This is a genomic window from Mesorhizobium sp. P2_D6, from assembly GCF_056404315.1.
Genome location: NZ_JBFUEG010000004.1, coordinates 269,388 through 295,067, shown reverse-complemented (window position 1 = coordinate 295,067; position 25,680 = coordinate 269,388). Strand labels below are relative to the sequence as shown.

Sequence of the window (25,680 nt, the reverse complement as noted above, 5' to 3'; positions counted from 1 at the left end):
CTGCATTGGCCTTCCTGCGGCGACTGGGCCGAGGCGAACGGAGGCTGAAGGATGCGGAATTACGGGGGTCTTATTCACGCGGCGGGTGTTTTCACCAGGGATCGCAGTGGAAGTTTCGCGGTGCTGTTCGGCCTTGCCGCTTCGGTCCTGGCGCTCAGCGTCGGCTTTGCCGTCAACATCTCCCAGATTTACAACGCCAAATCGAGTCTGCAGGGCGCGGTCGATGCCGCCGTTACCTCCACGGCGCGCGACCTGACCACAGGGGTGATCAAGGAAGCCGACGCCAACAAGTCGGTGCAGGCCTTTCTCGACGGCAACAGCATGGCCGGCATACTGCGGGCCAACCAGATCGTTCTCGACAAGCTGACTATCGACAGGACCGCCAACACGGTCACGGCCGACGCACACGCTGATGTCGCGCTCTACTTTCAGCTGTTCAGCATCGGCGACATGCAACGTGTCGGCGCTTCGACCACGGCGCTCTATTCCGACAAGACCATCGAAGTTTCGATGATGCTCGACGTCACCGGCTCGATGGCCGGCCAGAAGATCAAGGATTTGAAGGCAGCGGCAAGCAATGCCGTCGATGCGTTCCTCGCCGGCCAGGACATGTCGAAGGCGCGGGTGCGCGTCGCCATCGTGCCCTACGCCAATTCGGTCAATGCCGGCGCGCTTGCCGCCAGCAGCGTGTTTGTCGAAACCAAGGCCAGCCAGCGCAAACAGGCTCCGGCCAATGGCGACCCGCAAGCCGTCTCGTCATCGGCGCGTCCGGACAACTGTGCCACCGAGCGCAAGGGCGCCAACCAATATACGGATGCCGGCCCCGATGTCGGCATGGTCAATCGCGATTATTTGCTGTCGGGCTTCGCGCAAAACACCGGAACGGCGCCTGCCCGGCCGCCGCGCTGATGCCGCTGACGGCCGACGCCAACGCGCTCAAGAGTGTGATCAAGAACTTTTCCGCTTCGGGCGGCACCGCCGGCCACATCGGCGTGCAGTGGGCCTGGTACATGCTGTCGGAAAACTGGGGCAGTGTGATGAAGGCGTCGCAGCGGCCAGCCAAGATGGATCCGAAGAAGGTCGCCAAATTCGCGATCCTGATGACCGACGGCGAGTTCAACCTGTCCTATTTCGACGCCAACACGGTCAATGACGTCTACAACGACGCCGGCAAGGAACCGACCCGGACGGCAGCCAAGACCTTGTGCGGCGCGATGCGCAACAAGGGCATCGAGATCTTCACCATCGGCTTCGACCTCAACGAGAAGAACGCCAAGGCGACCTTGCAGGATTGCGCCAGCCCGGACACCGGCAGCATCAAGCACTTCTACCAGGTTGCCAGCGGCACAGAACTCAACGCTGCCTTCCAGACCATCGCCCGCAACATCGAGAACCTGGCGTTGACCAAGTAGGGATTCGGTTGGCTCCAAAGGAAAAGGCCGCCGCTTCTTGACGAAGCCGGCGGCCTTCCGTGTTTCCGTCCATGGCGCGGCCGATGGCGGCGACCGAAGTCGCCCACCGCGCTTCTCGCGCCTTAACGGGAAGACTGCTTCCCGAAAGTGCAATCCGCTGAGGCCACGTTCTGGAAAACGAAATCACTCGACATCGGATCACCTCCTTTCGATTTGTTGAACACACCGTCATGATGGGGTGCGTCGCAGCAAAAGACAAGATGCCGGTTTGAAATAGCCGGCGGGCTGGCTTTTCCGGGGCGGGTTGCGATCGGCGGGCCGGCCGGGCAAACTCTCCCCGAGGGACGAGCATTGGGAGGAATCGCATGGAAGCAGCCGGTAAGGCCGCGCGTATCGTTCGAACGGTGATCGAAACGCTGAAGCCGGGTTTTGCCGTCAGGCTGTGGACCGGCGAACGCATCGGCCCCGCCACCGGTCCGGTGCTGACCATCAACGATCAGGACATCGTCTGGCAGGTGGTGAAGCGTCCATCGTTGTCGACGCTGATCGAGATGTGGATTTCCAAGACGATAGACATCGAAGACGGGACGATTTTCGATTTCTACGCCCTGCCGTCGCAAGGCAAGCTCAGAACCAAGATCAAGTCGCTGCCGAAGCTGGCGATCCTGCGCGACCTGCCGGCGGTGCTCTTGTCACGCAAACAGATGAGTGCGCGGACCGATCTGTCGGGGCGCAATCCCTATGTCAGCGGCTCGAGCCAGGAGGCGATCCAGCATCACTACGACATTTCGAATGCCTTCTACCGGCTCTTCCTCGACGAGCGCATGGTCTACAGCTGCGGCTACTTCACGGATTTCGCCAACGGCATCGATCAGGCGCAGGCCGACAAGCTCGACCACATCTGCCGCAAACTCCGGCTGAAGCCGGGCGAAAAGCTGCTCGACATTGGCTGCGGCTGGGGCGCCATGCTGATCCATGCGGCAAAGCATTACGGCGTCGTCGGCCACGGCGTGTCGCTGTCGCAGGCGCAGACCGATCTTGCCCGCGAGCGCATCCGCGCCGAGGGTCTGGAAGACCGCATCACCATCGAGATCAAATCCTATGCGGAGCTCGAAGGCAGCTTCGACAAGATATCCTCGATCGGCATGTTCGAGCATCTCGGGCTCGCCAACCACGCTACCTATTTCAAGACCATCCATCGCCTGCTCAAGCCGGGCGGCATCTATCTGCACCACGCCATCACAAGGCGCAGCAAGGGAGATTTGAAGAAGACCTTGCGCAAGGGGCCGGAGTTCAAGGCGCTGCTCAAATACATTTTCCCCGGCGGCGAACTCGACACGATCGGCATGACGCTCGGCAATTTCGAGGCGCATGGCTTCCTGGTCTATGACGTCGAGAATTTGCGCGAACACTATGCGTGCACCTGCCGGCTGTGGGCCGAACGGCTGCAGGCCCGTTTCGACGAAGCGGTCGCCGAAGTTGGAGAGGCCAAGGCGCGGCTGTGGCTGCTCTATCTCACCGGCTGTTCGATCACCTTCGAGCGCGCCTCGGCACAGATTTTCCAGACCGTCGTCACCAAACGCGCGCGCGGCCCGAGCGGCCTGCCGCCGACACGGGCGGATTTGTATCGTTAGTGATCTGTCTGATCCGGGACTGGCCCGGCGCTAATCCTGAACGAACCGCATCGGCGCGCCGATCTCGACGCTGGCTGGCCTGTCCACCGTGCAATAGACGCCGAGATTGTGGGCGTTGTGGCGGACCAGATTGCGCAGGATGCCGGGGTCGTGGTCGAAGCCGTCCTGGGAGATGATGGTGAAGCCGCAGCGGCGGCATGGTGCCGAGATGGTCACCAGCAGGTCGCCGATGGCGAGCTTGCGGCCGATCCATTCGGTCTCGGGAAACGAACCTTCAACCGCCGCCATGTCGACGACGATGTTGGGGCGGAAGCGGCGCGTGTCGGGGGTGCCTTCCGGATGCAGCGCCTTCAGCCGCGCCAGCGATGCGGTGGTCAAGAGATGGATCGGCGCCTTGCGGTAGCGCTCGGCGGTCAGCGGGCCGGTGTAGCCGGGCGCGTTATCCTGGCTGAACGGCCGGATCGAGGCGGCGAAGCCGAGATAGGCCGAGACGGCGCGGTCGCATTCAGCACCTGGTGCTGCCAGCCAGTCGCCGTCGGGAACGGCGATTTCAAGCTTCCGGTCGTTGGTGAGCCGGGTGCGGATGCGCGGCACCTTGTGCCATTTCGCGTCGCGATCGGGCCGCGCGATCTCGTTGTCCGAGACATCGACGAGACCGAACAGCCGGTCACCGCCGATGGTCTCAAGGCCGACCGAAATGGCGTCGCGACGCTCGCCGGCAAGCGAGCTTGCCGGGTAACGCCAGAGCTCCGTAACCGCCCCCAGTGCAGTCATCAAACGCGTCAGCTCTTCTTGTTCTGGCGGTTGGCGATCAGGTCGTTGACCACGGCCGGGTCAGCCAGTGTCGAGGTGTCGCCAAGTGCGGAAAAATCGTCCTCGGCGATCTTGCGCAGGATGCGGCGCATGATCTTGCCGGAGCGGGTTTTCGGCAGGCCGGGAGCGAACTGGAGCTTGTCGGGCGACGCGATGGCGCCGATCTCCTTGCGGACATGGGCCACGAGCTCCTTGCGCAGCTCCTCGGTCGGTTCCACGCCTTTCATCAAGGTGACGTAGCTGTAGATTCCCTGGCCCTTGATGTCGTGGGGATAGCCGACGACGGCGGCCTCCGAAACCTTGTCATGGCTGACCAGTGCCGATTCGACTTCCGCCGTGCCCATGCGGTGGCCGGAGACGTTGATGACGTCGTCGACGCGGCCGGTGATCCAGTAATAGCCATCGGCGTCGCGCCGGCAGCCGTCGCCGGTAAAGTATTTGCCCTTGTAGGTGGAGAAATAGGTCTGCACGAAGCGGTCGTGGTCGCCATAGACGGTGCGCATCATGCCCGGCCAGGAATCGGTGATGCAGAGATTGCCGTCGGCGGCACCCTCCAGCACCTTGCCCTCGCCGTCGACCAGCTGCGGCTTGACGCCGAAGAAGGGCCGCGTCGCCGAGCCGGCCTTGAGGTCGGTGGCGCCGGGCAACGGTGTGATCAGAATGCCGCCGGTTTCGGTCTGCCACCAGGTGTCGACGATCGGCACCTTGCCGTTGCCGACGACGTTGAAATACCACTGCCAGGCTTCCGGGTTGATCGGCTCGCCGACCGAGCCCAGCACGCGCAGCGATTTGCGCGATGTCTTCTTCACCGGTTCGTCGCCGGCGCCCATCAGCGCGCGCAGCGCCGTCGGCGCGGTGTAGAAGATGTTGACCTTGTGCTTGTCGATGACTTCCCAGAAGCGCGACTGCGAAGGGTAGTTCGGCACACCCTCGAACATCAGCGTGGTGGCGCCGTTGGCGAGCGGGCCATAGACGATGTAGCTGTGGCCGGTGACCCAGCCGACATCGGCGGTGCACCAGTAGATGTCGCCGTCATGGTAGTCGAAGACATATTGGTGCGTCATCGAGGCATAGACGAGATAGCCGGCGGTGGTGTGCAGCACGCCCTTCGGCTTGCCGGTCGAGCCCGATGTGTAGAGGATGAACAGCGGATCCTCGGCTTTCATCTTCTCCGGCTTGCAGTCCGCCTTCACGGTGGCGATCTCGTCATGGTACCAGACGTCGCGGCCCTGGACCCAGCCCGCTTTGCCGCCGGTGCGGCGCACGACCACCACCTTTTCGACCTTGGTGCCGGCCTTGGCCGCGATCTCGATCGCCTTGTCGGTGTTGTCCTTCAGCGGAATCGGTTTGCCGCCGCGCAGCCCTTCATCGGCGGTGATGACGAAGGTCGACTTGCAGTCGTCGATGCGGCCGGCCAGCGCGTCCGGCGAGAAGCCGCCGAAGACGATCGAATGGATGGCGCCAATCCGCGTACAGGCCAGCATCGCATAAGCGGCCTCCGGGATCATCGGCATGTAGATGGTGACGCGGTCGCCCTTCTTGACGCCGTGCTTCTTCATCACATTGGCCAGCCGGCAGACGCGCTCGTAAAGCTCGTTATAGGTGACCTTCTTGTCGTCGTAGGGGTTATCGCCTTCCCAGATGATTGCGGTCTGGTTGCCGCGCTTCTTCAGATGGCGATCGATGCAGTTGTAGGAGACGTTGGTCTCGCCGTCCTCGAACCATTTGATCGAGACCTTGCCGTCGAAGGAGGTGTTCTTGACCTTGCTGAACGGCTTGAACCAGTCGATGCGCTTGCCGTGCTTGCCCCAGAACTTGTCCGGATTTTTCACGCTGTCGGCATACCATTTCAGGTAGGTGTCGTTGTCGATCAGCGCGTTCTTCTTCCACGCCGGCTGGACGCGGTGGACATGAACCTCGGACATTTCTTCACTTCCTCCCCAAACTATCCGCCGATTTGATGATTGGCGGGATCGCGGCAATGCGGCCGCGAATTCGCGCGCATTATTAACAGTTCCGGGATGACGGCAACATTAGACGTTGGATTCGCGCGGCGGGATGCCGCAGCCGTGGATGCAGCCGCTGTCAGCACTCTGCCAAGGTCGCTGCTAACTGCATGTTTTAGCGTGGAAAATGCCCGCGACGATCAAAAAAAATCAATAGACAGTTAAGCAAGTGAGCGCAGAATCCAACATTGGGAGGAAAGGAGATCGACGCAGGGGCTGCAATGCGTGACCATGCCGAAATGGACTTGATGCTCAAAGGCTATGGGCTGACCACGGCCAAGATTCTCTATCACTTCCCCGACCACCCGCACCTGCTGCAGAGCTTCATCTGGCAGGATTACGATCTGGCACCGAAATTCCCGGTGCTGGTCCGCTTCATCGAATTCTGGCAGGCCAAGCTCGACGGCCCGCTGCATTCGGTGACCTACACGCACCAGAAGCTGATCGCGCCGAATGAGTGGCGGAAGGTCGACGGGGAGTTCGTGCTGCATTAGGGCGGCGCGCTTGATCTCCCCCTTGAGGGGGAGATGGCCGCAAAGCGGCCAGAGGGGGTCGTCTCGCATAGAGCGCCGACGCCTTAGAATACGAAGATGAAGTCGGTACTCCACGCGCGGCGACCCCTCTGTCGCCTTCGGCGACATCTCCCCCTCGAGGGGGGAGATTTGGCATGTCAGCAATCACACCGCCGGCGGGCTGAGTCGGGCGAATCCTTCCTGACGGCGATAGGGGAAGTACGGGTAGGGCGCGGTGACCTCGCTTGCCGCGTCGAGTTTTTTCACCTGCTCGGGCGTCAACGCCCAGTCGACAGCGCCGAGGTTCTGGCGCAATTGCTCCTCGTTGCGGGCGCCGATGATGACGGAAGACACGGTCGGGCGCCGCAAGAGCCAGTTGATGGCGATCTGCGGCACGGTCCTGCCGGTTTCTTCGGCCACCGCGTCGAGCGCATCCATGACCCGATAGAGATGCTCGTCGGCGACCGGCGGGCCGAAATCAGCGGTGTCGTGCAGCCGGCTCTTTTCCGGCAGGGGCTGGCCACGGCGGATCTTGCCGGTCAGCCGGCCCCAGCCGAGCGGGCTCCAGACCAACGCGCCGACACCCTGGTCGAGGCCGAGCGGCATCAGCTCCCACTCATAGTCGCGGCCGACCAGCGAGTAGTAGACCTGATGCGCGGCGTAGCGGGGATAACCGTGCTTGTCGGCTTCCGCCAGCGACTTCATCACTTGCCAGCCGGAGAAGTTGGAGACGCCGACATAGCGCAGCTTGCCGGCGCGTACGAGATCGTCCAGCGTCGACAGCACTTCCTCGATTGGTGTGCCGGCGTCGAAGGCGTGCAGTTGCAAAAGGTCGATGTAATCGGTGCCGAGGCGCTTCAGTGCCGCGTCGACGGATTTGATCAGGCGCGAGCGCGACGAGCCGTATTCGGCTGGCCCATCGCCCATCGGCAGCGAGGTCTTGGTAGAGATCAACACGGCGTCGCGGCGGCCCTTGATGGCTTCGCCCAGCACCTCTTCGGAAGCGCCATTCGAATAGACATCGGCCGTGTCGAACAGATTGACGCCGGCCTCGAGACAGATGTCGATCAGCCGCCGCGCCTCCTTGGCGTCGCTGTTGCCCCAGGCGCCGAACAGCGGGCCGGAGCCACCGAAAGTGCCGGCGCCGAAGGAGAGTGCGGGCACTTTCAGGCCCGATGCGCCGAGACGTCGATAATCCATTTTATGTCCTTTCAAAGTGTGAACCGAAGCAGCGGATGCGTCGCTCAGTTTTTGACCAGTGTGGCGAGGTCGATGGCGTCGGCCATGGCCTGGTTTCCCTCGTCACCTGGATGCAGATGGTCGCCGGAATCGAATTTGGGCAGCAGACGTGTTGGGTGCGCCGGTTCGCGCAGGAGGAGATCGAAATCGACCACGGCATCGAAGGCGCCGCTGGTGCGGATCCAGTTGTTGACCTTTTGGCGCAGCGCATCTTTTTCCGCCGTATAGTAGGGATCGAGCGGCGTCCCGCTCAATGCGCCCTCGAAGGGCGTCAGCGTGGCGCCGACAATGCTGAGATTGTGGGCGTGGGCCTGGGCGGCGAGCTGCAGGTAGGCGCTTGTCAAGGTTTCGAAAGCGGGCAGGGATTTTTCGCGCACGAAGGGCGTGCCTGGCCAGCTGATGTCGTTGATGCCGATAAGCAGGATCACCGCCTTGACGCCGGGCTGGGCCAGGACATCGCGGTCGAAGCGGGCGGATGCCTTCACGCCCATGGCGTCGTCCAGGAGCCTGGCGCCGGATATGCCGGCGTTGAGCACCGCCACCTGTTTCGGAGCGAGACGCTCTGCCAGGAAGTCGGGCCAGCGGTTGTCCGCATCCAAAGTGGCGCCGGCGCCGTCGGTGATCGAATCGCCGATAGCGATGACGGCGCCGTCATTTGCCGGGGCGTCGACCAGGACTTCGCTGAGCAGGATGCGTGCATCGGTGGTCTGCGTGGCCGCGAATGCGTCCGAAGCCGTCTGGTTGCCGTCGCCGACGTAGGCAGTCTGCTTGCCGTCCCAATGGAAGGTGGCGAGCGGCGTTTCCTGCGGCAGATAGATCGAGACCGAAAGCCGGCTCAAGGCATCGAGGGGCAGGTCCACCGGGTCGCTGATCAGAGACGTGCCCGGCGCGATTGCGGCCTTGGCCTGTCCGCCAAAGGTCAGCACGCGATCGGTGCCGGAGAGGATTTTCGACCCCTCGCCGGCGACCGCCACATGGGCCCCGCCGATCTGCACCGGCGTGGCGGCATACTCGTTCGACAGGACGACGCGGAATTTTTCGCCGCCAAGGCTGATCCGGACCGTCTGGCGAATGGTCTGGTTCTCAAGCTGCGGCGGTATCTTCACCGGCAAGGCGAAATCGGCGCCCCATGTCGGTTGCGGACTGGCCAGCCAGGTGCCGACCCATGCTTGCTTTTCGCCGGCTATCGCCGGATCGAACATCAACGACGCCGCCAAAGTGAGCGGAACGAGCTTCAAATGCCTGACCGCATTGGCAATGATGGCGTAGCGAACCGGATCTCTGCTGTTGGTCACAACGGTCTCTCCTGTTGAGTTCGTGTCTAGGCTCCTGTCGGGGCAGGATGTTGCGGAGTTGCGGTCACTCCGCAGCGCTTGGGCAGACGGCCACCGGCGCCAATCGCCTGCCGTTTCTGTCGAGGCGCAGCGCCAGGGCGGCGACGCCGAGTGCCGCGACCGGCAGCAATGCGGCGACCCAGGTCAGCGAGCCGAGGCCGAGGCCATGGGCAATCACCGCGCCGCCGAGCCAGGCGCCGGCGGCATTGCCGAGATTAAAGGCGGCGATGTTGAAGGACGAGGCGAGGCTCTGGCCGGCACCTTGCGCCTTTTCCAGCACCCACATCTGCAGCGGTGCCACGGTGGCGAAGGCTGCGGCACCCAGCAGGCCGACATAGATCACGGCCAGGACCTGGCTGTGGACGGCAAAGGTCATGGTTGCCAGCACCAGCGCTAGCACCACGAGGCTGCCGAGCACCGCCGGTACCAGCCAGCGGTCGGCGACTTTGCCGCCAAGCAGATTGCCGGCGATGAGACCGCCGCCGAAGACGAGCAGGATTGGCGACACCGCCGCTTCCTTGAAGCCGCTGATCTCGGTCAGCAATGGGGCGATGTAGGTGAAGACGGCGAAGACTCCGGCATAGCCGAGCACGGTGGTGGCAAGGCCGAGCAGCACCGGCGTGCGGCGCAGCACGGCGAGGTCGGCGCGCAAATTGGTCTTTTCGGGGGCTTCCTGGCTGCGTGGCACCAGAAGGAGGATGACGGCGAAGGCGGCCAAACCGACCAGGGTTACGGCCCAAAAACTGGCGCGCCAGCCGAAGGCCTGGCCGAGCCAGGTGCCGAAGGGGACGCCGAGAATGTTGGCGATGGTCAGGCCGGTGAACATCAGCGCGATCGCCGAGGCCTTCTTGTTGGGCGCGACCAGGCCGGTGGCGACCACCGAGCCGACGCCGAAGAAGGTGCCGTGGGCAAAGGCGGTGATGATGCGGGCGCCCATCAGCGTCCAGTAGTCTGGCGCCAGCGCACAGGCGAGGTTGCCGAGGGTGAAGATGGTCATCAGCGCCAAGAGCACGGTCTTGCGCGGCCAATTGCCGGTGGCGATGGTCAAAAGAGGCGCGCCGATGACGACGCCAAGTGCATAGCCTGAAATCAGCTGGCCGGCGGCCGAGATCGAGACGCCGAGATCTTTGCTGACATCGATCAGGAGGCCCATGATGACGAATTCGGTGACACCGATGCCGAAGGCGCCGGCGGCGAGGGCATAGAGAGCAAGAGGCATGGCGGTTTCCACTTCCAAGACGATGAGCGCCTTGTCCAAACCGCGCCCCGACCCAAGAAATCGTGCACCCACGCCTTGTGAACCAGACTTGCCTTAGGCATATTTCCTGTGAAATAGATTCACAGATGGCCAGACCCGACGTCAACCGCTCCGGCGAGATCGAAGTGTTCGTGCGCGTTGTCGAGGCGGGCAGCTTTTCGGCTGCCGCTCGCGCGCTGCGCATGACGCCGTCGGCGGTCAGCAAACTGATCGCGCGGCTGGAGGCAAGGCTCGGGGCGCGGCTGGTCAGCCGCTCGACACGCAAGCTGCAGCTGACGCCGGAAGGGACGGCCTTCTACGACAGCGGGCTGCGCATCCTGGCCGACATGGCGGCGGCCGAACGCGAGGCCGCCGTGGGTGCGGCACCGCGCGGACGGCTGCGCGTCAACAGCTATGTGCCCTTCGGGGTGCACCGACTGATCCCGCTGCTGCCGCGCTTCCTCGAACGCTATCCCGAGATTTCGGTCGATCTCGTGCTGACCGACAGCGTCATCGACCTGATGCAGGAGCGCGCCGACGTCGCCATCCGCGCCGGTCCGCTCGGCGAATCGCGGCTGGTGGCGCGCAAGCTCGGGCAATGCCGGATGGTGGTCGTTGCAGCAGCGTCCTACCTCGGGACGCATGGCACGCCGCTGACACCAGCCGATCTCGACCGGCACAGTCGCATGGCTTTCGGCTTTGTCCGGCATGTCGATGGCTGGCAGTTCGTCGACGCAGCCGGCAACGCCGTCACGGTGCCGATAATGGGAAACACGGTGGTCAGCGATGGTGAGTCGATGCGGCTGATGGCGGTTGCCGGCGTCGGCATCGCCCGGCTGGCACATTGGCATGTGGCTGATGACATTGCGGCGGGCCGGCTGACGGCGCTGCTGGAGGATTTCAATCCGGGCGACGAGGAGCCTAGCCACGCCGTCTATGTCGGCCAGGGCCGGCATTTGCCGGCACGGGTGCGGGCCTTCCTCGACTTTCTGGTTGAGAGCGTGCGGATGGCCTGACAGAGATTCGGGAGCCAAATGGCTCCCGAAGTATGAGGCCGAGATGCGCCTACCTCTTCGGCACGAAAGGCGCCGGGCGGCGGCCGGCGCCCTGACGCTCCAGCATCCAGCCGGGATATTCGGAGGGCAGCGCGCTGACCTCGTCCAGTTTGGCGAGATCGTCGACGTCGAGCTTCACATCGGCCGCGGCAAGGTTCTGTTCCAGCTGCCCCATGCGGCTGGCGCCGATGATGACGCTCATGACGAAGGGTTTGGCCAGCACGTAGCCGAGCGCCACCGTGGCGACGCTGACGTCGTGCTTCTTGGCGATGTCGCGCATGACGGCGACAGCTGCCCAGGCGCGATCCTCATTGACCGGCGGGAAGTTGAAGGCGGCGCGGCGGCCTTCGCCATTGCCGGGCGCGCCGGGGCCGTATTTGCCCGACAGCAGGCCACCGGCCATCGGCGACCACACCATCAGCCCGAGCTTCTCCTCGTTGATGAGCGGCACGATCTCGCGCTCGAGGTCGCGGCCTGCGATCGAATAATAGGACTGGATGGTCTCGAAGCGGGAAAAGCCCTTGCGCTCGGCAATGCCCAGCGCCTTGGCGATGCGCCAGGCCTGCCAGTTGGAGACGCCGACATAGCGAACCTTGCCGCTGGCGACGAGATCGTCCAGCGCCCGCAGCGTCTCGTCGATCGGCGTCACCGTGTCGGTGCCGTGCAACTGGTAGAGGTCGATATGGTCGAGCTGCAGCCGCTCCAGGCTAGCGTCGACCGAATCCATGATGTGGCCGCGCGACGAGCCGCGCTCGTTCGGGCCCTGGCCCATGGCGCCATGCACCTTGGTGGCGATGATGACGTCGGAGCGCTTGACAGCGAGATCTCTGAGCGACTGGCCGAGCAGACGCTCGGACTGGCCGAACGAATAGACGTCGGCCGTGTCGAAGAAATTGACGCCGGCGGCGATGGAGCGGGCAACGATGTCGTTGACGCCCTTCTGGTCGAGACTGGCGATGAGGCCCCATTGGGCATTCTCGCCGGCGGCGCCGAAAGTCATGGTGCCGAGGCAGAGTTCGGAGACGAACATCCCCGTATTTCCGAGTTGGTTGTAGCGCATGGTGGCGGCTCCAGAAGATGTGGTGAAGGCACATCTCATATAGGAACGGTCCGTTTCGTTTCTAGTCGTGGCGCAATGATGGACTCTCGATTGGTCCAACCATGCCGGCTCGCGTGCGTCAGGTAGCGGAGGCGGTCAGTCGTCCCAAGGGTTGAGCACCGTCACGCCTGTATCATCGAAGTCAGTGACGTTGCGTGTGACAAGAATGAGATCATGGACGAGCGCGGTTGCTGCGATGAGCGTGTCCGCGCTGCCTCGCGTGCGACCGGCGGTGATGCGGCCCCAAGCCAGCGCGACATCTTCCGTGACAGCAAGAATACGGTCGGCATTGTCGCGCCGAAGCTCGCGTAGCCATAGATCGAGGCGTGTTGCCTTTTCGGAATCGACCTTGCGCAACTTGATGATCCCACGCTCGATCTGTCCAAGCGTTATGACGCTGAGACTCACCGATGTGGGATCCACCGAAGCCAGCCATTCGATGGGCTTGGGTAGTCGCCTCTGCACATCCGAAACGATGTTCGTATCGAGCAGATACATCAGAGGTCGACATCTCTGATCATCGTATCCGGGCGGCGGTTGACCTCCTCGGCGAAATCATCATCCCAAACTGGGCCGGTCAAAAGATACTCGGCCAACGACTTCTTCTTTCCGGCCAGACGGTCATAATCTTCGGCGGAAAGCACCACTGCGGCACGCTCGCCGCGCAACGTCACCGTCTGTGGTCCCTCGCTGCGCGCGCGTTGAACCACCTTGGAGAAATTATTCTTTGCGTCCTGAAGGTGCCAGTTCATAGATGCTTCCTAGCTAGCTTGGCTAGATATAGCATTCGGCCGACGACGCGGCAAGGAGTGCTGGGAGAAACTACCGGCTGCCGAAGATCGCCGAGCCGACGCGGACGCTGGTGGCGCCGAAGGCGATGGCTGTTTCATAATCGCCGGACATGCCTATCGACAGTTTGGCGACGCCGGCCTCGCGCGCCAGCTTTTCCAGCAAAGCGAAATGCGGGCCGGGGTTTTCGTCCGCCGGCGGGATGCACATCAGGCCTTCGATGGCCAGCCCGTGAATGTCGCGGCAATGAGCAACAAAGGCGACGGCGTCACGCGGCTCGATGCCGGCCTTCTGCGGCTCCGAACCGGTGTTGACCTGGACATAGAGTTTTGGCGTCCGGCCTTGCCTGGTGATCTCTTTGGCAAGTTCGGCGGCGATCTTCTCGCGGTCGACGGTCTCGATGACGTCGGCCAAAGCGACCGCTTCCTTCGCCTTGTTCGACTGCAGCGGGCCGATGAGGTGCAGCTCGATGTCGGGGAATTCCTGTTTCAGTGCCGGCCATTTGGCCTGCGCCTCCTGGACGCGGTTTTCGCCGAAGACGCGCTGGCCGGCTTCGATGACGGGGCGGATGGCGTCGGCCTCAAAAGTCTTCGACACGGCAACCAGCGTCACGGAACCGGCGTCGCGGCCGGCTTCGCGCTCTGCAGTGGCGATCCTTGTCTTGACGGCGAAAAACTGTTCGACGGCGCTGGCCATGCCTATATCCTGCCTGTCTTTCTAGCCCTCGCCGGCTCACCGCAGTTGACGGGTCCGGCAATCCATGGTGAACACCGCGACGACATTTACCTCGGCCACCGGGCCTTGTCCGGCGGCTTGCGCCTGCTTTTAAGTGAAAATCATCCGATGGCAACCGAACGATACAATCCGCGCGCGTCAGAGCCCAAATGGCAGAAAGCCTGGGCCGAAAAGAAGCTGTTCGAAGCGCACAACAACGACCCGAAGCCGAAATACTATGTGCTGGAGATGTTCCCCTATCCGTCGGGGAAGATCCATATCGGCCATACCCGCAACTACACGATGGGCGACGTGGTGGCGCGCTACAAGCGGGCCAAGGGTTTTAACGTGCTGCATCCGATGGGCTGGGACGCCTTCGGCATGCCGGCCGAAAATGCGGCGATGCAGAACAAGGTCCATCCCAAGGAATGGACCTACGCCAATATCGCCGCCATGCGCGAACAGCTCAAGATGATGGGGCTGTCGCTGGACTGGGCGCGCGAATTCGCCACCTGCGACGTCGACTATTACCACCGCCAGCAGATGCTGTTCCTCGATTTCGTCGAGAAGGGGCTGGTGACGCGCAAATCCTCCAAGGTCAACTGGGACCCGGAGGACATGACGGTGCTCGCCAACGAGCAGGTCATCGACGGGCGCGGCTGGCGCTCCGGCGCGCTGGTCGAACAGCGTGAGCTGACGCAGTGGTTCTTCAAGATCACCGATTATGCGCAGGATCTGCTGGATTCGCTGAACGGTCTCGGCGAGTGGCCGGAAAAGGTCAAGCTGATGCAGCAGAACTGGATCGGCCGCTCCGAAGGGCTGCTGATCAGCTGGCCGCTGGCAGCACCCGTTGGCGACACGCACGAGCTGGAAGTTTACACGACCAGGCCCGACACCATCTTCGGCGCTTCCTTCATGGCAGTTGCCGCCGATCATCCGCTGGCCAAAAAGGCGGCGGAGACCAATGTCGAGCTGGCCAAGTTCATCGACCAAGTGCGCCATATGGGCACGTCGGTGGCCGCACTGGAGACGGCCGAGAAGAAGGGCTTCGACACCGGCATCCGCGTCGTCCATCCGTTCGACGACTCGTGGACGCTGCCGGTCTATGTCGCCAATTTCGTGCTGATGGAGTACGGCACCGGCGCCATTTTCGGCTGCCCGTCGGGCGACCAGCGCGACCTCGACTTCGCCAACAAATACGGCCTGCCGGTCATCCCGGTGGTGATGCCGGAAGATGCCGACGCAAAGAGCTTCCAGATCACGGAAGAGGCCTATGTCGATGACGGCGTGATGATCAATTCGCGCTTCCTCGACGGCATGAAGCCGGAGCAGGCGTTCGACGAAGTGGCGAAGCTGCTGGAGCAGAAAAGCATCGGTGGCCGGCCGATGGCCGAGCGCAAGGTGAACTTCCGCCTGCGCGACTGGGGCATTTCGCGCCAGCGCTATTGGGGCTGCCCGATCCCAATGATCCATTGCGAGGATTGCGGCGTGGTGCCGGTGCCGAAGGCCGACCTGCCGGTCAAACTACCCGACGACATCGAGTTCGACCGTCCCGGCAATCCGCTCGACCGTCACCCGACCTGGCGGCATGTGAAGTGCCCGCAATGCGGCAAGGATGCGCGGCGCGAGACCGACACGATGGACACGTTCGTCGATTCGTCCTGGTATTTCGCGCGCTTCACCGCGCCCTGGGCCAACGAACCGACCGAGCCCAAGGCTGCCGACGATTGGCTGGCGGTCGACCAGTATATTGGCGGCATCGAGCACGCGATCCTGCATCTGCTCTATTCGCGCTTCTTCACCCGCGCCATGCGCGAGACCGGGCATCTCGACCTCGCCGAGCCGTTCAAGGGCCTGTTCACGCAAGGCATGGTGGTGCACGAGACCTACCGCGTCGGCGGCGCCTCGACCAATGGCCGCTGGCTGTCGCCGGCAGAGGTCAGGATCGAGGATGCCGGCGGCAAGCGCCGCGCCATCGAGATCGCCACCGGCGAAGAGGCGGCGATCGGATCGCTCGAAAAGATGTCGAAGTCGAAGAAGAACACGGTGAGCCCGGAAGACATCACCGACGGTTACGGCGCCGACACCGCGCGCTGGTTCATGCTGTCGGATTCGCCGCCCGAGCGCGACGTCGAATGGACCGACGATGGCGCCGCCGGCGCGCATCGCTTCATCCAGCGCGTCTGGCGCCTGGTGTCGATCGCCGCCGAGACGCTCGACGGCGTCAAGCCGCAGGCGGCGAAGGAGGGCGAGGCCGGCGCCGTTTCCAAGGCCGCGCACAAGATCCTGAAGGCCATCGGCGAGGACATCGAGAAGCTCGGCTTCAACCGCGCCATCGCCCGCATCTACGAGCTGGCCAACGCCTTGACCACGCCGCTCAATGACGTCGCCGAGGGCAAGGCCGATGCAGGGCTCAAAGGGGCCTGCCGCGAGGCCGTGGAGATCCTGGTGCATGTGGTTGCGCCGGTCATGCCGCATCTGGCGGAGGAGTGCTGGCACACGCTGGGCGGCACCGATCTGGTCGCCGAACGGCCGTGGCCGGTCTACGATCCGGCGCTGGTCGTCGACAACGAGATCGTGCTGCCGGTCCAAGTCAACGGCAAGAAGCGTGGGGATTTGACAATTGCCCGCGACGCGGACCAAGGTGCGGTCGAAAAAGCGGTGCTGGCCCTCGACTTCGTGCAAAAAGCGCTGGAAGGTAAGGCGCCCCGCAAGGTGATCATCGTGCCGCAGAGGATCGTCAATGTCGTTGCCTGATCTGGAAAAGACGACGCATTTGCTTCGCCGCGCCGCGCTGTACGGCATGGTCGCCTCGATGACGCTGGTTTCGGCCTGCACGGTCAGGCCGCTCTATTCCAGCGCGCCGTTGACGGCAGGCTCGACCGTCAGCGCTTCAGCCGAATTGGCGTCGATCGCGGTCAAGCCGGTCAAGACCCGCTACGCCCAGCAGGTCCGCAACAATCTGATCTTTGCCTTTGGCCAGGGCGCCGGCGAGCCGCCAGCGCCGGTCTACATGCTCGATCTCGGCGTCACCGAACTTGTCGAATCGGCTGCTGTGGTGCAGGTCCAGACCGACGAGGATGAGCCGACCGCAGGCACGGTGACGCTGACGGCGAACTATGTGCTGACCGATGCCAAGACCGGTGCGGTCATCGCCACCGGCAAGCGCTCGATCCCGTCATCCTTCGACAAGCCAAGGCAGGAGTTCGCTTCCTACCGGGCGCAGCTCGACGCCGAGAACCGCGCCGCGCGCGAACTGGCTGAAATGGTGAGCCTGTCGGTCGCCCAGGACTTGGTCAGGCACGGCAAAAAGGCCTGAGAGACCGTTTGGAAATTCTACTCCGGCGGTCATCTGATGGCGTTTTCTGCGCTTCCGGTGCTCACGGACCGAAATGTCCGCTGCGCTCCGGTTCTCGAAACCACCACCATATGACTCGCCAGAGCGAATTTCGAAACGGTCTCTGAGCGTTGCCCAATATGCGGATCGCAATAAAAAAGGCCGGTTTCCCGGCCCTTTCGTTGATATCGAAGCCTGATCTCAGCCGATCTTCTGGCCGGTCTTGGCCCAGTCGGCGAGGAACTGTTCGAGGCCCTTGTCGGTCAGCGGGTGCTTGACCAGGGCCTTTAGCGTCGCCGGCGGGGCGGTGATGACATCGGCGCCGATCAGCGCGGCCTGCTTGACGTGGTTCACGGTGCGCACCGACGCGGTCAGGATCTCGGTCGGGTAATCGTAGTTGTCATAGATCTGCCGGATCTCCTGGATCAGCTCCATGCCGTCCGAACCGGTGTCGTCGATGCGGCCGACGAAGGGCGAGATGAACGAGGCGCCGGCCTTGGCGGCGAGCAGCGCCTGGTTGGCCGAGAAGCACAGGGTGACGTTGACCATGCGGTTCATCTGGGTACGGATCGTCTTGCAGGCCTTCAGCCCGTCCAGAGTCAGCGGCACCTTGATGCAGACATTGGGCGCGATCTTGGCCAGCACCTCGGCCTCCGCCATCATGTCCTTGTATTCGGTCGCCACGACCTCGGCCGAAACCGGGCCCTTGACGATGTCGCAGATCTGCTTGGTGACATCGGCGATCTTGCCGCCGGATTTCAGGATCAGCGAGGGATTGGTGGTAACGCCGTCGAGCAGCCCCAGGTCGTTCAGTTCCTTGATGTCCTTGATGTCAGCGGTGTCGACAAAAAATTTCATGGGGGTCTCCTGAAAGATTTCCATGTGCAGGTTATGCACATTTGGGGGTTGCCCTTTGATCTAGACCAAAGTCGGGGCAAGGTCACGCCCGATGATCGAAGATTCGCCCTTTGTCGCAGCCGCGCCGGTGCTGGTGCCGATGCCCGCCGAACGGCCCTACACCTATGCGGTGCCCGCCGGCATGCGCGTGGTACCGGGCTCGATCGTGCGCGTGCCGCTCGGTCCGCGCCAGGTTGCCGGCATCGTCTGGGACGGTGTGACCGAACAGGTCGACGCGAAGAAATTGCGGCCGATCGAGCAGGTTTTCGACTGCCCGCCGATCGACCGCGGCATGCGCCGCTTCGTCGACTGGATCGCTCAGTACACGCTGTCGCCGCCCGGCATGGTGGCGCGCATGCTGCTCAGGGCGCCGGAGGCGTTCGATCCCGAACCGTGGATCGAGGGCCTGCAGCGGACGCTTCTCATGCCCGATCGGATGACGGACGCGAGGACACGCGTGCTGGAGACGGCGGAAGGTGGCCTCGCCTGGACGCGATCCGGGCTGGCGCATGCGGCAGGCGTGTCGTCGACGGTGATCGAGGGGCTCAAGGCGCAAGGCGTGTTCGAGACAGTGATGATCCCGCCGCGACCGGTGGTCGCAGCGCCCGATGCCTCTTACGCCCTGCCGGAGCTTATGCCGGATCAGGCTGATGCGGCCGCCATGCTGCGCGCCAATGTCGCGGCCGGTGCTTTCAACGTGACGCTTCTGGACGGTGTTACCGGATCGGGCAAGACGGAGGTCTATTTCGAAGCGGTGGCGGCGGCTCTCGACCAGCGCAAGCAGGTGCTGATCCTGTTGCCGGAAATCGCGCTGACGCATGCCTTCCTCGAACGCTTCCAGCAGCGCTTCGGCGCCAAGCCGGCCGAATGGCATTCCGACCTGCCGCCCAGAATGCGCGAAAAGGTCTGGCGGCAAGTGGCGGAAGGCGGCGTGCGCGTCGTCGCCGGCGCGCGCTCCGCACTGTTCCTGCCGTTCCGCGAGCTCGGCCTCATCGTCGTCGACGAGGAGCACGACCCCGCCTACAAGCAGGAGGACCGCGTCTTCTACAATGCCCGCGACATGGCGGTGGTGCGCGGCCATATCAGCAGCTTTCCGGTGGTACTGGCATCAGCGACGCCGTCCGTCGAAAGCCGGGTCAATGCGCAGCAGGGCCGCTACAGCAGGGCGGTGCTTTCGGCGCGCTTTGCCGAGGCCGCCCTTCCCGACCTCAAGACCATCGACATGCGGCGAGCGCCGCCGGCGCGCGGCGGCTTCCTGTCGCCGCTGCTGATCGATCAAATGCAGCGCACGCTGGAGAAAAAAGAACAGTCGCTGCTGTTCCTCAACCGACGTGGCTATGCGCCGCTGACGCTGTGCCGGGTCTGCGGCCACCGCTTCGGCTGCCCGGTCTGCTCGGCCTGGCTGGTCGAGCACCGCTTTCGCGGCCAGCTTGTCTGCCATCATTGCGGGCACAATGAAAAGCGGCCGGAGGCCTGTCCCGAATGCGGCACGCTCGACCATCTCGTCGCCTGTGGGCCGGGCGTCGAGCGCATAGCCGAGGAGGTTGTGGCGCATTTCCCCGACGCGCGCACCATCGTCTTGTCCTCCGACCTGATGGGCGGCGTGCGGCGGCTGCGGCTGGAGCTGGAGGCCATCGCCAATGGCGAGGCCGATATCGTCATCGGCACGCAACTCGTCGCCAAGGGGCATAACTTCCCGAACATGACGCTGGTCGGTGTCGTCGATGCGGATCTGGGTCTCGCCAATGGCGATCCGCGCGCTGCCGAGCGCACCTTCCAGTTGCTCAGCCAGGTGACAGGCCGCGCGGGGCGCACCGGCAAGAAGAGCCTCGGCCTGCTGCAGACGTTCCAGCCGGACCATCCGGTGATGCGGGCGATCGTCTCGGGCGATGCCGAGGCGTTTTACGAGCGCGAGATCACTGAGCGCGAACGCGCCGCGCTCCCACCCTTCGGCCGGCTCGCCGGCGTCATCGTCAGCGCAGTGACCCGGGCGGAGGCCGAGGGCCATGCACGCGGCCTGCGCCGCGCCGCACCCCAGGCCAGCGACCTGTTCGTGCTTGGCCCGGCCGAGGCGCCGCTGTCGCTGCTTGGCGGGCGCCACCGCTTCCGCTTGCTGATCCAGGGCGAGCGGCGGGCCGACATGCAAGGCTTCATCCGCACCATGCTGGCCGAAGGGCCGAAGCAACGCGGCTCGGTCCGCGTACAGGTCGACATCGACCCGCAAAGCTTTTTGTAAGCAAAGGCTAACGCTCGCGGCGGCGCCCCGAAGTCGTTTTGTCAAGAAAGCTCAGCGTCTTAGCATGCGCTAAAATGCGCGTGGCTCATATACCTGACTGCCGTTCCGTTTGCTGAGTAATCCTGATCAAAAAACTCATAAAATAAATGTTGACTCGTTTTATCATGAATTATAACTGGGCCTTTCCGCTTTGGCACTGGGGATCAGGGCATGGTTGGGGGCAGCATGCGCAGATTTTACATTTCACTTCTCTGGTCATCGGCTTTGGGGTCGTCGATCCTGGCAGGCGCGGCATTCGCCCAGGAAGCCGCCCCAACAGATAGTCAGGGAGCCACCGTGCTAGACCAGATCCTGGTCACCGGCCGCAATGAAAGGTCCATTTCCAGCGTTGCCCAGTCTGTCCAGGTCGTGGAACGGGAACAGGTCGAGGAAGCTGCGCAGGAGAACATCGACGCCGCGACCCTGATCAGCCGCGTCGTTCCCGGCTACGCGCCACGCAACCAGACCATTTCGGGCGCCTCGGAAACCTTCCGCGGGCGCAGCGTGCTCATCATGGTCGACGGCGTGCCGCGCAACACGCCGCTGCGTGACGTGTCACGCATTCTGTCGATGATCGACCTGAATTCGGTCGAGCGCATCGAGGTCATCAACGGTGCGTCCAGCCTCTATGGCGCCGGCGCCACCGGCGGCACGATCAACTTCATCACCAAGCGCGGCGACAGCGACAAGCCGAAGGTGACGGTGCGCACCGGCGTCACCGCCTTCACCGAGAATCCCGGCAAATCGGCGGGGCCTAGTACCAGCATCTCGGTCGAGGGCAAGAAAGGCGATTTCGACTATTTCTTCTCGGCCTCCGGCGATCTGTCGCGCCGCACCTATGACGGCCACGGCAACGAGATAGCTTCCGACGCCATGCTTGGGCAAGGCGGCGGCGACCGCACCGGCACGGGCAATCTGTTCGGCGTGGCCGGTTATCAGTTCGATGCGCGGCGCTTTGAGGTCAGTGTCGACTGGACCTATGCCAACCAGAAGCCGGACTGGTTCACCGATTACACGACCAATCCTGTCTCCCCGGATTTCGGCGATCCCTATGAAGGCAAGCCGCTGAAGGAAGATTCGAAATACCTGACCGCCAAATACACCGACAGCGACTTCGCGCTCGGGAACCTCGAGGTCAAGGCGTTCTACAACGACATCTTCAAGCAGTCGCCCTTCACCAAATTCTCTGCCGTCAACAGTCAGGTCTACCTGCCGACAAACCCGACGCGGCCGGTGATCCTGCCGCCGGGCACGGACCCGACGGCCGACTTCAACCAGACGGCGCTGCAGTCACGGCGCAGCGGCGTCAATCTGACCGTCAACACGCCGATGGACTTCATAAAGGAGGGCAGCACGCTGACCTGGGGCACCGACTACGTCTTCGATGCCACCGATCAACAGCTGACCAACGGTCAGCACGCCATCTCGCCCACGACCCAGAACTCGGTCGCCTTGTTTGCGCAGGGCGAAATTCCGGTGACGGATCGTTTTCGCATCAGCGGCGGGGCGCGCTTCGACCAGTTCTACCTCAATGTGGAGGATTTCACCCGGCCTGCCGCCGCGGTCCTGCTTGGCCGCAACATTATCGGCCTGCCGGCGATCCGGGTGACCGGCGGCTCGTTCGACTACGATGCCGTCACCTTCAATGCCGGCGCCGTCTACGATGTGACCGAAAGGATGCAGCTTTTCGGCAATTTCTCGCAAGGCTACAGCCTGACCGACATTGGCGGCTTCACCCGCCGTGCAGGGTTGAACTCGAACGCCGAAACCTGCGACGCCTATGGCACCGCCATCCGGCCGCTGCTGCCCTGCACCAACGCACCGGACTATGCGATCAGCTATGCCGATATCGCGCCGGAACCCCAGCTGGTGAACACCTGGGAAGCCGGCCTGCGCGGGGACTGGGGCGACTATCGCGGCGGCGTCAGTACCTATCTGTCGACCTCGGACAACGGCGTCAGCTACGACATCGCAAACAACCGGGTGTCGCAGCAGAAGGAACGCATCTGGGGCGTGGAAGCCAATATCGAGGCCGACCTCAGCGGCATGTTCACGCTTGGCGGATCGGTCGGCTATGTCGAAGGCAAATACGATGCGGATCGCGACGGCCACATCGAAGCCAACGAATATTTGCCCAACAACCGCATTCCCTCGACCTACAAGGGGCTGGTGTATCTCACGACCCATTTCGAGAACGAGCTGACCCTGCGCAGCGAGCTGGAGCTGTTGTCCGGCCGCGACCGCATCGCCACACAGGAACTGGACGGTGCCGCGCTGGTCAATCTCGCCGTCTCGAAGAAGTTCGCCAATGAGAGCGTGCTGAACCTTGCGGTGCGCAACGTGTTCGACGCCTACTACATCAACCCTTCCGCATCGGCGACGCGCGGTGCCGACGTTCCCGGTCTGGGACGTTCGGTCGCGCTGTCCTACCAGATCACCTTCTGAGGGGCGGCGATGGCGGTGTCTCTCCAACGAAACGGTGCATTGGTCTCGCTGCTGGCAGAGGCTCCCGCCGATCCGGCGGATGGCGGGGCCTATGTCGAGGCGCTCGGCCGTCTTTCGCTGGAACAAGAGCCGTTCGTGCTGCTGGTCGATATCGGCATCGAGATCGCGCTAAGCGACACCCAGCGCAAGGCACAAAACCTCTGGTACAAGGCAGAACACGACCGGCTCGAAAAGGTCTGCCGCGCCTGCGCGCTGGTGCGCCCCGCGGCCGACGCGAACATGCAGCGCGTCTGGCAAAGCCTGTTCGGCTTTCCGGTGCTCGTCACCCGCAGCCGGGCGGAGGCCGACGCCTTCCTGAGCGGCTACGCGCCGAAGGGACATGCCAAATGAGCGGCGACGCCGACCGACCGGCGCCTGCCGGGCTTTCGCGCCTGCGGCTCTTCGTCGTCCTGGCCTGCCTCTATCTGGCGCAGGCCATTCCGAGCTATCTGTTCGCGGCGGCGATCCCGCCGATCCTGCGCGAGCAGGGCGTCTCGCGCACCGCCATCGGCATGATGGCGCTGCTGATGCTGCCGCTGGTGTTGAAATTCCTGTGGGCGCCGCTGGTCGACCGCTTCCGGCCGTTGGCCCGCGCACATCGCGCCGGCTGGGTCATCATCACCCAGGTCGGCGTCATCGCCGGCATCGTCCCCATGCTGTGGATCGAGCCGACCGATGTCGCCGGTATCTTTGCCGTCGGCCTTGTTGTGAGCCTTTTGATGTCGACGCAGGACATCGCCACCGACGGCTACGCGGCCAAGTATCTCGATCCGAAGGACAGGCCGATCGGCAATGCGATCCAGGGCGGCTCCGTCGCGCTCGGTGTCGTCCTCGGCGGCACGCTTGGCCTGTTGACCTATCATCATGCCGGCTGGCAAACCATGGTGGCCATGGTGGCCGCGCTGTCGGTCATCCCGCTGTTTGCCGCCTTCGCCATGCGCGAGACCGATCCCGTCGCCAGCGCGCCGCAGGCCGTCATAAACCGCCCCTCCATCCTGCGCTTCCTGCGCCGGCCCGAGGCACGCCAGATCCTGTGGATCGCGCTCATCTACCGGGCCAGCGAAGGGCTGGTGAAGTCGATGGAAGGCTCCTATCTCGTCGATGCCGGCGTGCCGCTCGACATCATCGGTTATCTCTCGGGCGGCGCCGCGCTCACCGTCGGCCTCGGCGGCTCGGCGCTGGCGGCGTGGCTGCTGCACAAGCGGGGCGCCGCTTCGGTGCTCGGCCTGCTCGGCGCGCTGCGCACCATCTGCTTCCTGATCTTCGCGCTGCATGCTTTCGGCGCCATTGCCGGCTTCTGGCCGATCTTCGGCGCCTCGTTCCTACAGACGCTGGTGCGCTATATGGAGATCGTGGCGCTCTACAGCCTGTTCATGACCGTAACCTCGTCGGACCAGCCGGGCACCGATTTCACCATCCTGTCCTGCGCCCAGCTCATCGTCTACCTCGTGGGCTCCATGGTTGCCGGGCGCCTCGCCGACATGCTCGGCTACGCCGCGCTGTTCACCCTGGCGACCGTGCTGTCGGGCATTGCTGTGGTGGCGACCTATCGCATGCTGAGCGCCCATTTTGCCGATGCCGCAAAAGCCCGGCCGGAAGCTCCGACGCAGCCGCTGCCGGAGGTCGCCGAATGAGCGCGGTTTGGCTAGTGCTTGCGAAGCATGGCGGCCAGACAGGCGGCGGCCAGCGCCAGCGCCGCGCAGCCGGCCAGCGGCGCAAAGGGCCAGAGCGTGAAGGCAAAGCCGCCGGCCAATGCGCCGATGCTCTGGCCGAGCACATGGGTGCTGGTGAGCCAGCCGGCCGCGGCGCCTTGCTCGGCGGGCTCCAGGCGCTTCATCAGCCAGGCGGTGTAGCCGGGCGTCGCCAGCGCAATGCCGGCCGCCGCCACCATCAGGGACGTCGCCGAGACGACATGGCTGGCCGTGACGGCCAGTATCGTCATGCCGGCGCAAACCAGGACGCAGCCGACGACAACGCTGTTGCGCTCTGCCAACCGCAGGCGGGCTACGACCAGCCCCTGAACCAGAACCATGACGATGGCCACCAGCATCAAAGCGAGGCCGGTCACCGTCGTCGCCTGCGCCGCGCCAAGGGCGAAACGCTGCTGGACCATGGGGCCGAGCATCATCTGCACCTGTCCGAAGCCCAGCGTCAGGCACAAGCCGATCGCCAGGCAAGGCAGAGCGCGGCGATCGAAGGGCGATATTCCGCGGCCGGCATCGGCCGCCCTGGCGTCGCTCTGTCCGCCGCTTTGCTCTCTGCCCGGCGCGAGCCAAAGCAGCAGCGGACTGAACAGGAACAGGATGGGCGGCAGCAGCGGCGACAGCACGGCAGCCGCCGCCGGCAGCGCGCCGGCCAGCCGTCCCATGCTGACGCCGGCGCCGAGCAGCCCCAGCGCCGCCTGGCGCCGGTCGTCGGCAACCGAGCGGCTCGCCCAGATCTGCGCCGTCGGCATGACGCCCGACGCGGCGAAGCCGTAGACGAAGCGCGAGAGCATCAGCAGAGCGATGCCGAGCGCGGCTTTGGTCCCGGCTGTCAGCAGCATGGCGAACACCGCCTGACCGGCCAGCATGGCGAGGCCAAGCAGGCGCAACAGCCTGGCGTGGCCAAGCCGTTCGCCCATGCGGCCCCACAGCGGCGAGCCGACCAGGAAGGCCGCCGCGCCGACAGCGGTTGCCGCGCCGACGGCAAATGTGTCGAGCCTCAGCCGCTCCATCACCAGGGGAACGAGCGACACGAAGGCCGACTGGCCGAAGCCGATCGCGGAGACAGCGATTGCCAGGCGGCGCAGAAGCGAAGATCGATTTTCCGTATTGTTCATCACAACGAGAAGCTTATTTCTT

The 25,680-nt window shown here is 64.0% G+C and carries 22 protein-coding genes; 11 read left to right on the top strand and 11 right to left on the bottom strand.

The genetic code is table 11. The features are described from left to right. Positions 1-51: 51 nt before the first annotated feature. The 3 genes from AC1D1L_RS11070 (at position 52) to AC1D1L_RS11060 (ending at position 3,046) form a co-directional block, all read left to right on the top strand. Positions 52-909, top strand: coding sequence for a TadE/TadG family type IV pilus assembly protein (locus AC1D1L_RS11070; RefSeq protein WP_477341195.1), 858 nt, complete (start codon positions 52-54; stop codon positions 907-909). After that, complete coding sequence (locus AC1D1L_RS11065) at positions 909-1,412, top strand: VWA domain-containing protein (protein ID WP_477341193.1); 504 nt, start codon at positions 909-911, stop codon at positions 1,410-1,412. The genes AC1D1L_RS11070 and AC1D1L_RS11065 overlap by 1 nt, the downstream gene beginning before the upstream one ends. Before the next feature lie 365 nt (positions 1,413-1,777). Then, a complete protein-coding gene (locus AC1D1L_RS11060) occupies positions 1,778-3,046 on the top strand; it encodes a class I SAM-dependent methyltransferase (protein WP_477341191.1) in 1,269 nt (422 codons plus the stop codon). Positions 3,047-3,076: 30 nt separating this feature from the next. On the opposite strand, the gene AC1D1L_RS11055 is transcribed toward AC1D1L_RS11060, so the two are convergent. Both AC1D1L_RS11055 and acs read right to left on the bottom strand, forming a co-directional pair. Further along, positions 3,077-3,820, bottom strand: coding sequence for an MOSC domain-containing protein (locus tag AC1D1L_RS11055; protein ID WP_477341189.1), 744 nt, complete (start codon positions 3,818-3,820; stop codon positions 3,077-3,079). Positions 3,821-3,828: 8 nt separating this feature from the next. Continuing rightward, a complete protein-coding gene (gene acs, locus AC1D1L_RS11050; RefSeq protein ID WP_477341187.1) occupies positions 3,829-5,784 on the bottom strand; it encodes an acetate--CoA ligase in 1,956 nt (651 codons plus the stop codon). Between the two features lie 302 nt (positions 5,785-6,086). On the opposite strand from acs, the gene AC1D1L_RS11045 reads away from it, so the two are divergent. Next, entirely contained in the window at positions 6,087-6,359 is a 273-nt protein-coding gene (locus AC1D1L_RS11045; RefSeq protein ID WP_352556825.1) for an usg protein, read from the top strand. A 183-nt stretch (positions 6,360-6,542) separates the two neighbouring features. Here the strand turns inward: AC1D1L_RS11045 and AC1D1L_RS11040 are convergent, their stop codons facing one another. The 3 genes from AC1D1L_RS11040 to AC1D1L_RS11030 all read right to left on the bottom strand — a co-directional run bounded on the left by AC1D1L_RS11040 (position 6,543) and on the right by AC1D1L_RS11030 (position 10,169). After that, entirely contained in the window at positions 6,543-7,577 is a 1,035-nt protein-coding gene (locus AC1D1L_RS11040; protein WP_477341185.1) for an aldo/keto reductase, read from the bottom strand. Positions 7,578-7,621: 44 nt separating this feature from the next. Next, a complete protein-coding gene (locus tag AC1D1L_RS11035; protein WP_477341183.1) occupies positions 7,622-8,911 on the bottom strand; it encodes an SGNH/GDSL hydrolase family protein in 1,290 nt (429 codons plus the stop codon). A 64-nt stretch (positions 8,912-8,975) separates the two neighbouring features. Next, positions 8,976-10,169: an MFS transporter gene (locus AC1D1L_RS11030; protein ID WP_477341181.1), complete on the bottom strand. Its 1,194-nt coding sequence runs from the start codon at positions 10,167-10,169 to the stop codon at positions 8,976-8,978. Positions 10,170-10,294: 125 nt separating this feature from the next. Here AC1D1L_RS11030 and AC1D1L_RS11025 point away from each other — a divergent pair, with 125 nt between their 5' ends. Then, entirely contained in the window at positions 10,295-11,203 is a 909-nt protein-coding gene (locus AC1D1L_RS11025) for a LysR family transcriptional regulator (RefSeq protein WP_477341179.1), read from the top strand. Positions 11,204-11,252: 49 nt separating this feature from the next. Here AC1D1L_RS11025 and AC1D1L_RS11020 read toward each other — a convergent pair whose 3' ends face one another. The 4 genes from AC1D1L_RS11020 to AC1D1L_RS11005 form a co-directional block, all read right to left on the bottom strand. Beyond that, positions 11,253-12,302, bottom strand: a complete 1,050-nt coding sequence (locus tag AC1D1L_RS11020) for an aldo/keto reductase (protein ID WP_477341177.1) — start codon at positions 12,300-12,302, stop codon at positions 11,253-11,255. Positions 12,303-12,437: 135 nt separating this feature from the next. Continuing rightward, positions 12,438-12,839 carry a PIN domain-containing protein gene (locus AC1D1L_RS11015; protein ID WP_477341175.1) on the bottom strand — a complete coding sequence of 134 codons (402 nt, stop codon included), beginning with the start codon at positions 12,837-12,839 and terminating at the stop codon, positions 12,438-12,440. Next, positions 12,839-13,093 carry a type II toxin-antitoxin system Phd/YefM family antitoxin gene (locus AC1D1L_RS11010; protein ID WP_112559772.1) on the bottom strand — a complete coding sequence of 85 codons (255 nt, stop codon included), beginning with the start codon at positions 13,091-13,093 and terminating at the stop codon, positions 12,839-12,841. The genes AC1D1L_RS11015 and AC1D1L_RS11010 overlap by 1 nt, the downstream gene beginning before the upstream one ends. 70 nt (positions 13,094-13,163) lie before the next feature. Then, positions 13,164-13,826 carry a YggS family pyridoxal phosphate-dependent enzyme gene (locus AC1D1L_RS11005; RefSeq protein WP_477341172.1) on the bottom strand — a complete coding sequence of 221 codons (663 nt, stop codon included), beginning with the start codon at positions 13,824-13,826 and terminating at the stop codon, positions 13,164-13,166. 147 nt (positions 13,827-13,973) lie between these two features. Between AC1D1L_RS11005 and leuS the strand changes: the two genes are divergently transcribed. Together leuS and lptE are read left to right on the top strand one after the other, a co-directional pair. Continuing rightward, positions 13,974-16,601 (top strand): leucine--tRNA ligase, encoded by a 2,628-nt coding sequence (gene leuS, locus AC1D1L_RS11000; RefSeq protein ID WP_477341170.1) that lies wholly within the window; start codon positions 13,974-13,976, stop codon positions 16,599-16,601. Continuing rightward, on the top strand, positions 16,588-17,163 hold the full coding sequence (lptE, locus tag AC1D1L_RS10995; protein ID WP_477341168.1) for an LPS assembly lipoprotein LptE: 576 nt from the start codon (positions 16,588-16,590) through the stop codon (positions 17,161-17,163). The genes leuS and lptE overlap by 14 nt, the downstream gene beginning before the upstream one ends. Before the next feature lie 219 nt (positions 17,164-17,382). Here lptE and fsa read toward each other — a convergent pair whose 3' ends face one another. After that, complete coding sequence (gene fsa / locus AC1D1L_RS10990) at positions 17,383-18,039, bottom strand: fructose-6-phosphate aldolase (RefSeq protein ID WP_477341166.1); 657 nt, start codon at positions 18,037-18,039, stop codon at positions 17,383-17,385. 91 nt (positions 18,040-18,130) lie between these two features. On the opposite strand from fsa, the gene AC1D1L_RS10985 reads away from it, so the two are divergent. The 4 genes from AC1D1L_RS10985 to AC1D1L_RS10970 all read left to right on the top strand — a co-directional run bounded on the left by AC1D1L_RS10985 (position 18,131) and on the right by AC1D1L_RS10970 (position 24,471). Continuing rightward, entirely contained in the window at positions 18,131-20,314 is a 2,184-nt protein-coding gene (locus tag AC1D1L_RS10985) for a primosomal protein N' (RefSeq protein ID WP_477341164.1), read from the top strand. Positions 20,315-20,650: 336 nt separating this feature from the next. Continuing rightward, positions 20,651-22,798: a TonB-dependent receptor gene (locus tag AC1D1L_RS10980; protein ID WP_477341163.1), complete on the top strand. Its 2,148-nt coding sequence runs from the start codon at positions 20,651-20,653 to the stop codon at positions 22,796-22,798. 39 nt (positions 22,799-22,837) lie between these two features. Further along, entirely contained in the window at positions 22,838-23,188 is a 351-nt protein-coding gene (locus AC1D1L_RS10975; RefSeq protein ID WP_477341161.1) for a hypothetical protein, read from the top strand. Beyond that, positions 23,185-24,471 carry a RhtX/FptX family siderophore transporter gene (locus AC1D1L_RS10970; protein ID WP_477341159.1) on the top strand — a complete coding sequence of 429 codons (1,287 nt, stop codon included), beginning with the start codon at positions 23,185-23,187 and terminating at the stop codon, positions 24,469-24,471. The genes AC1D1L_RS10975 and AC1D1L_RS10970 overlap by 4 nt, the downstream gene beginning before the upstream one ends. 11 nt (positions 24,472-24,482) lie before the next feature. Here the strand turns inward: AC1D1L_RS10970 and AC1D1L_RS10965 are convergent, their stop codons facing one another. Continuing rightward, positions 24,483-25,658 carry an MFS transporter gene (locus AC1D1L_RS10965; RefSeq protein ID WP_477341157.1) on the bottom strand — a complete coding sequence of 392 codons (1,176 nt, stop codon included), beginning with the start codon at positions 25,656-25,658 and terminating at the stop codon, positions 24,483-24,485. Positions 25,659-25,680: the final 22 nt, after the last annotated feature.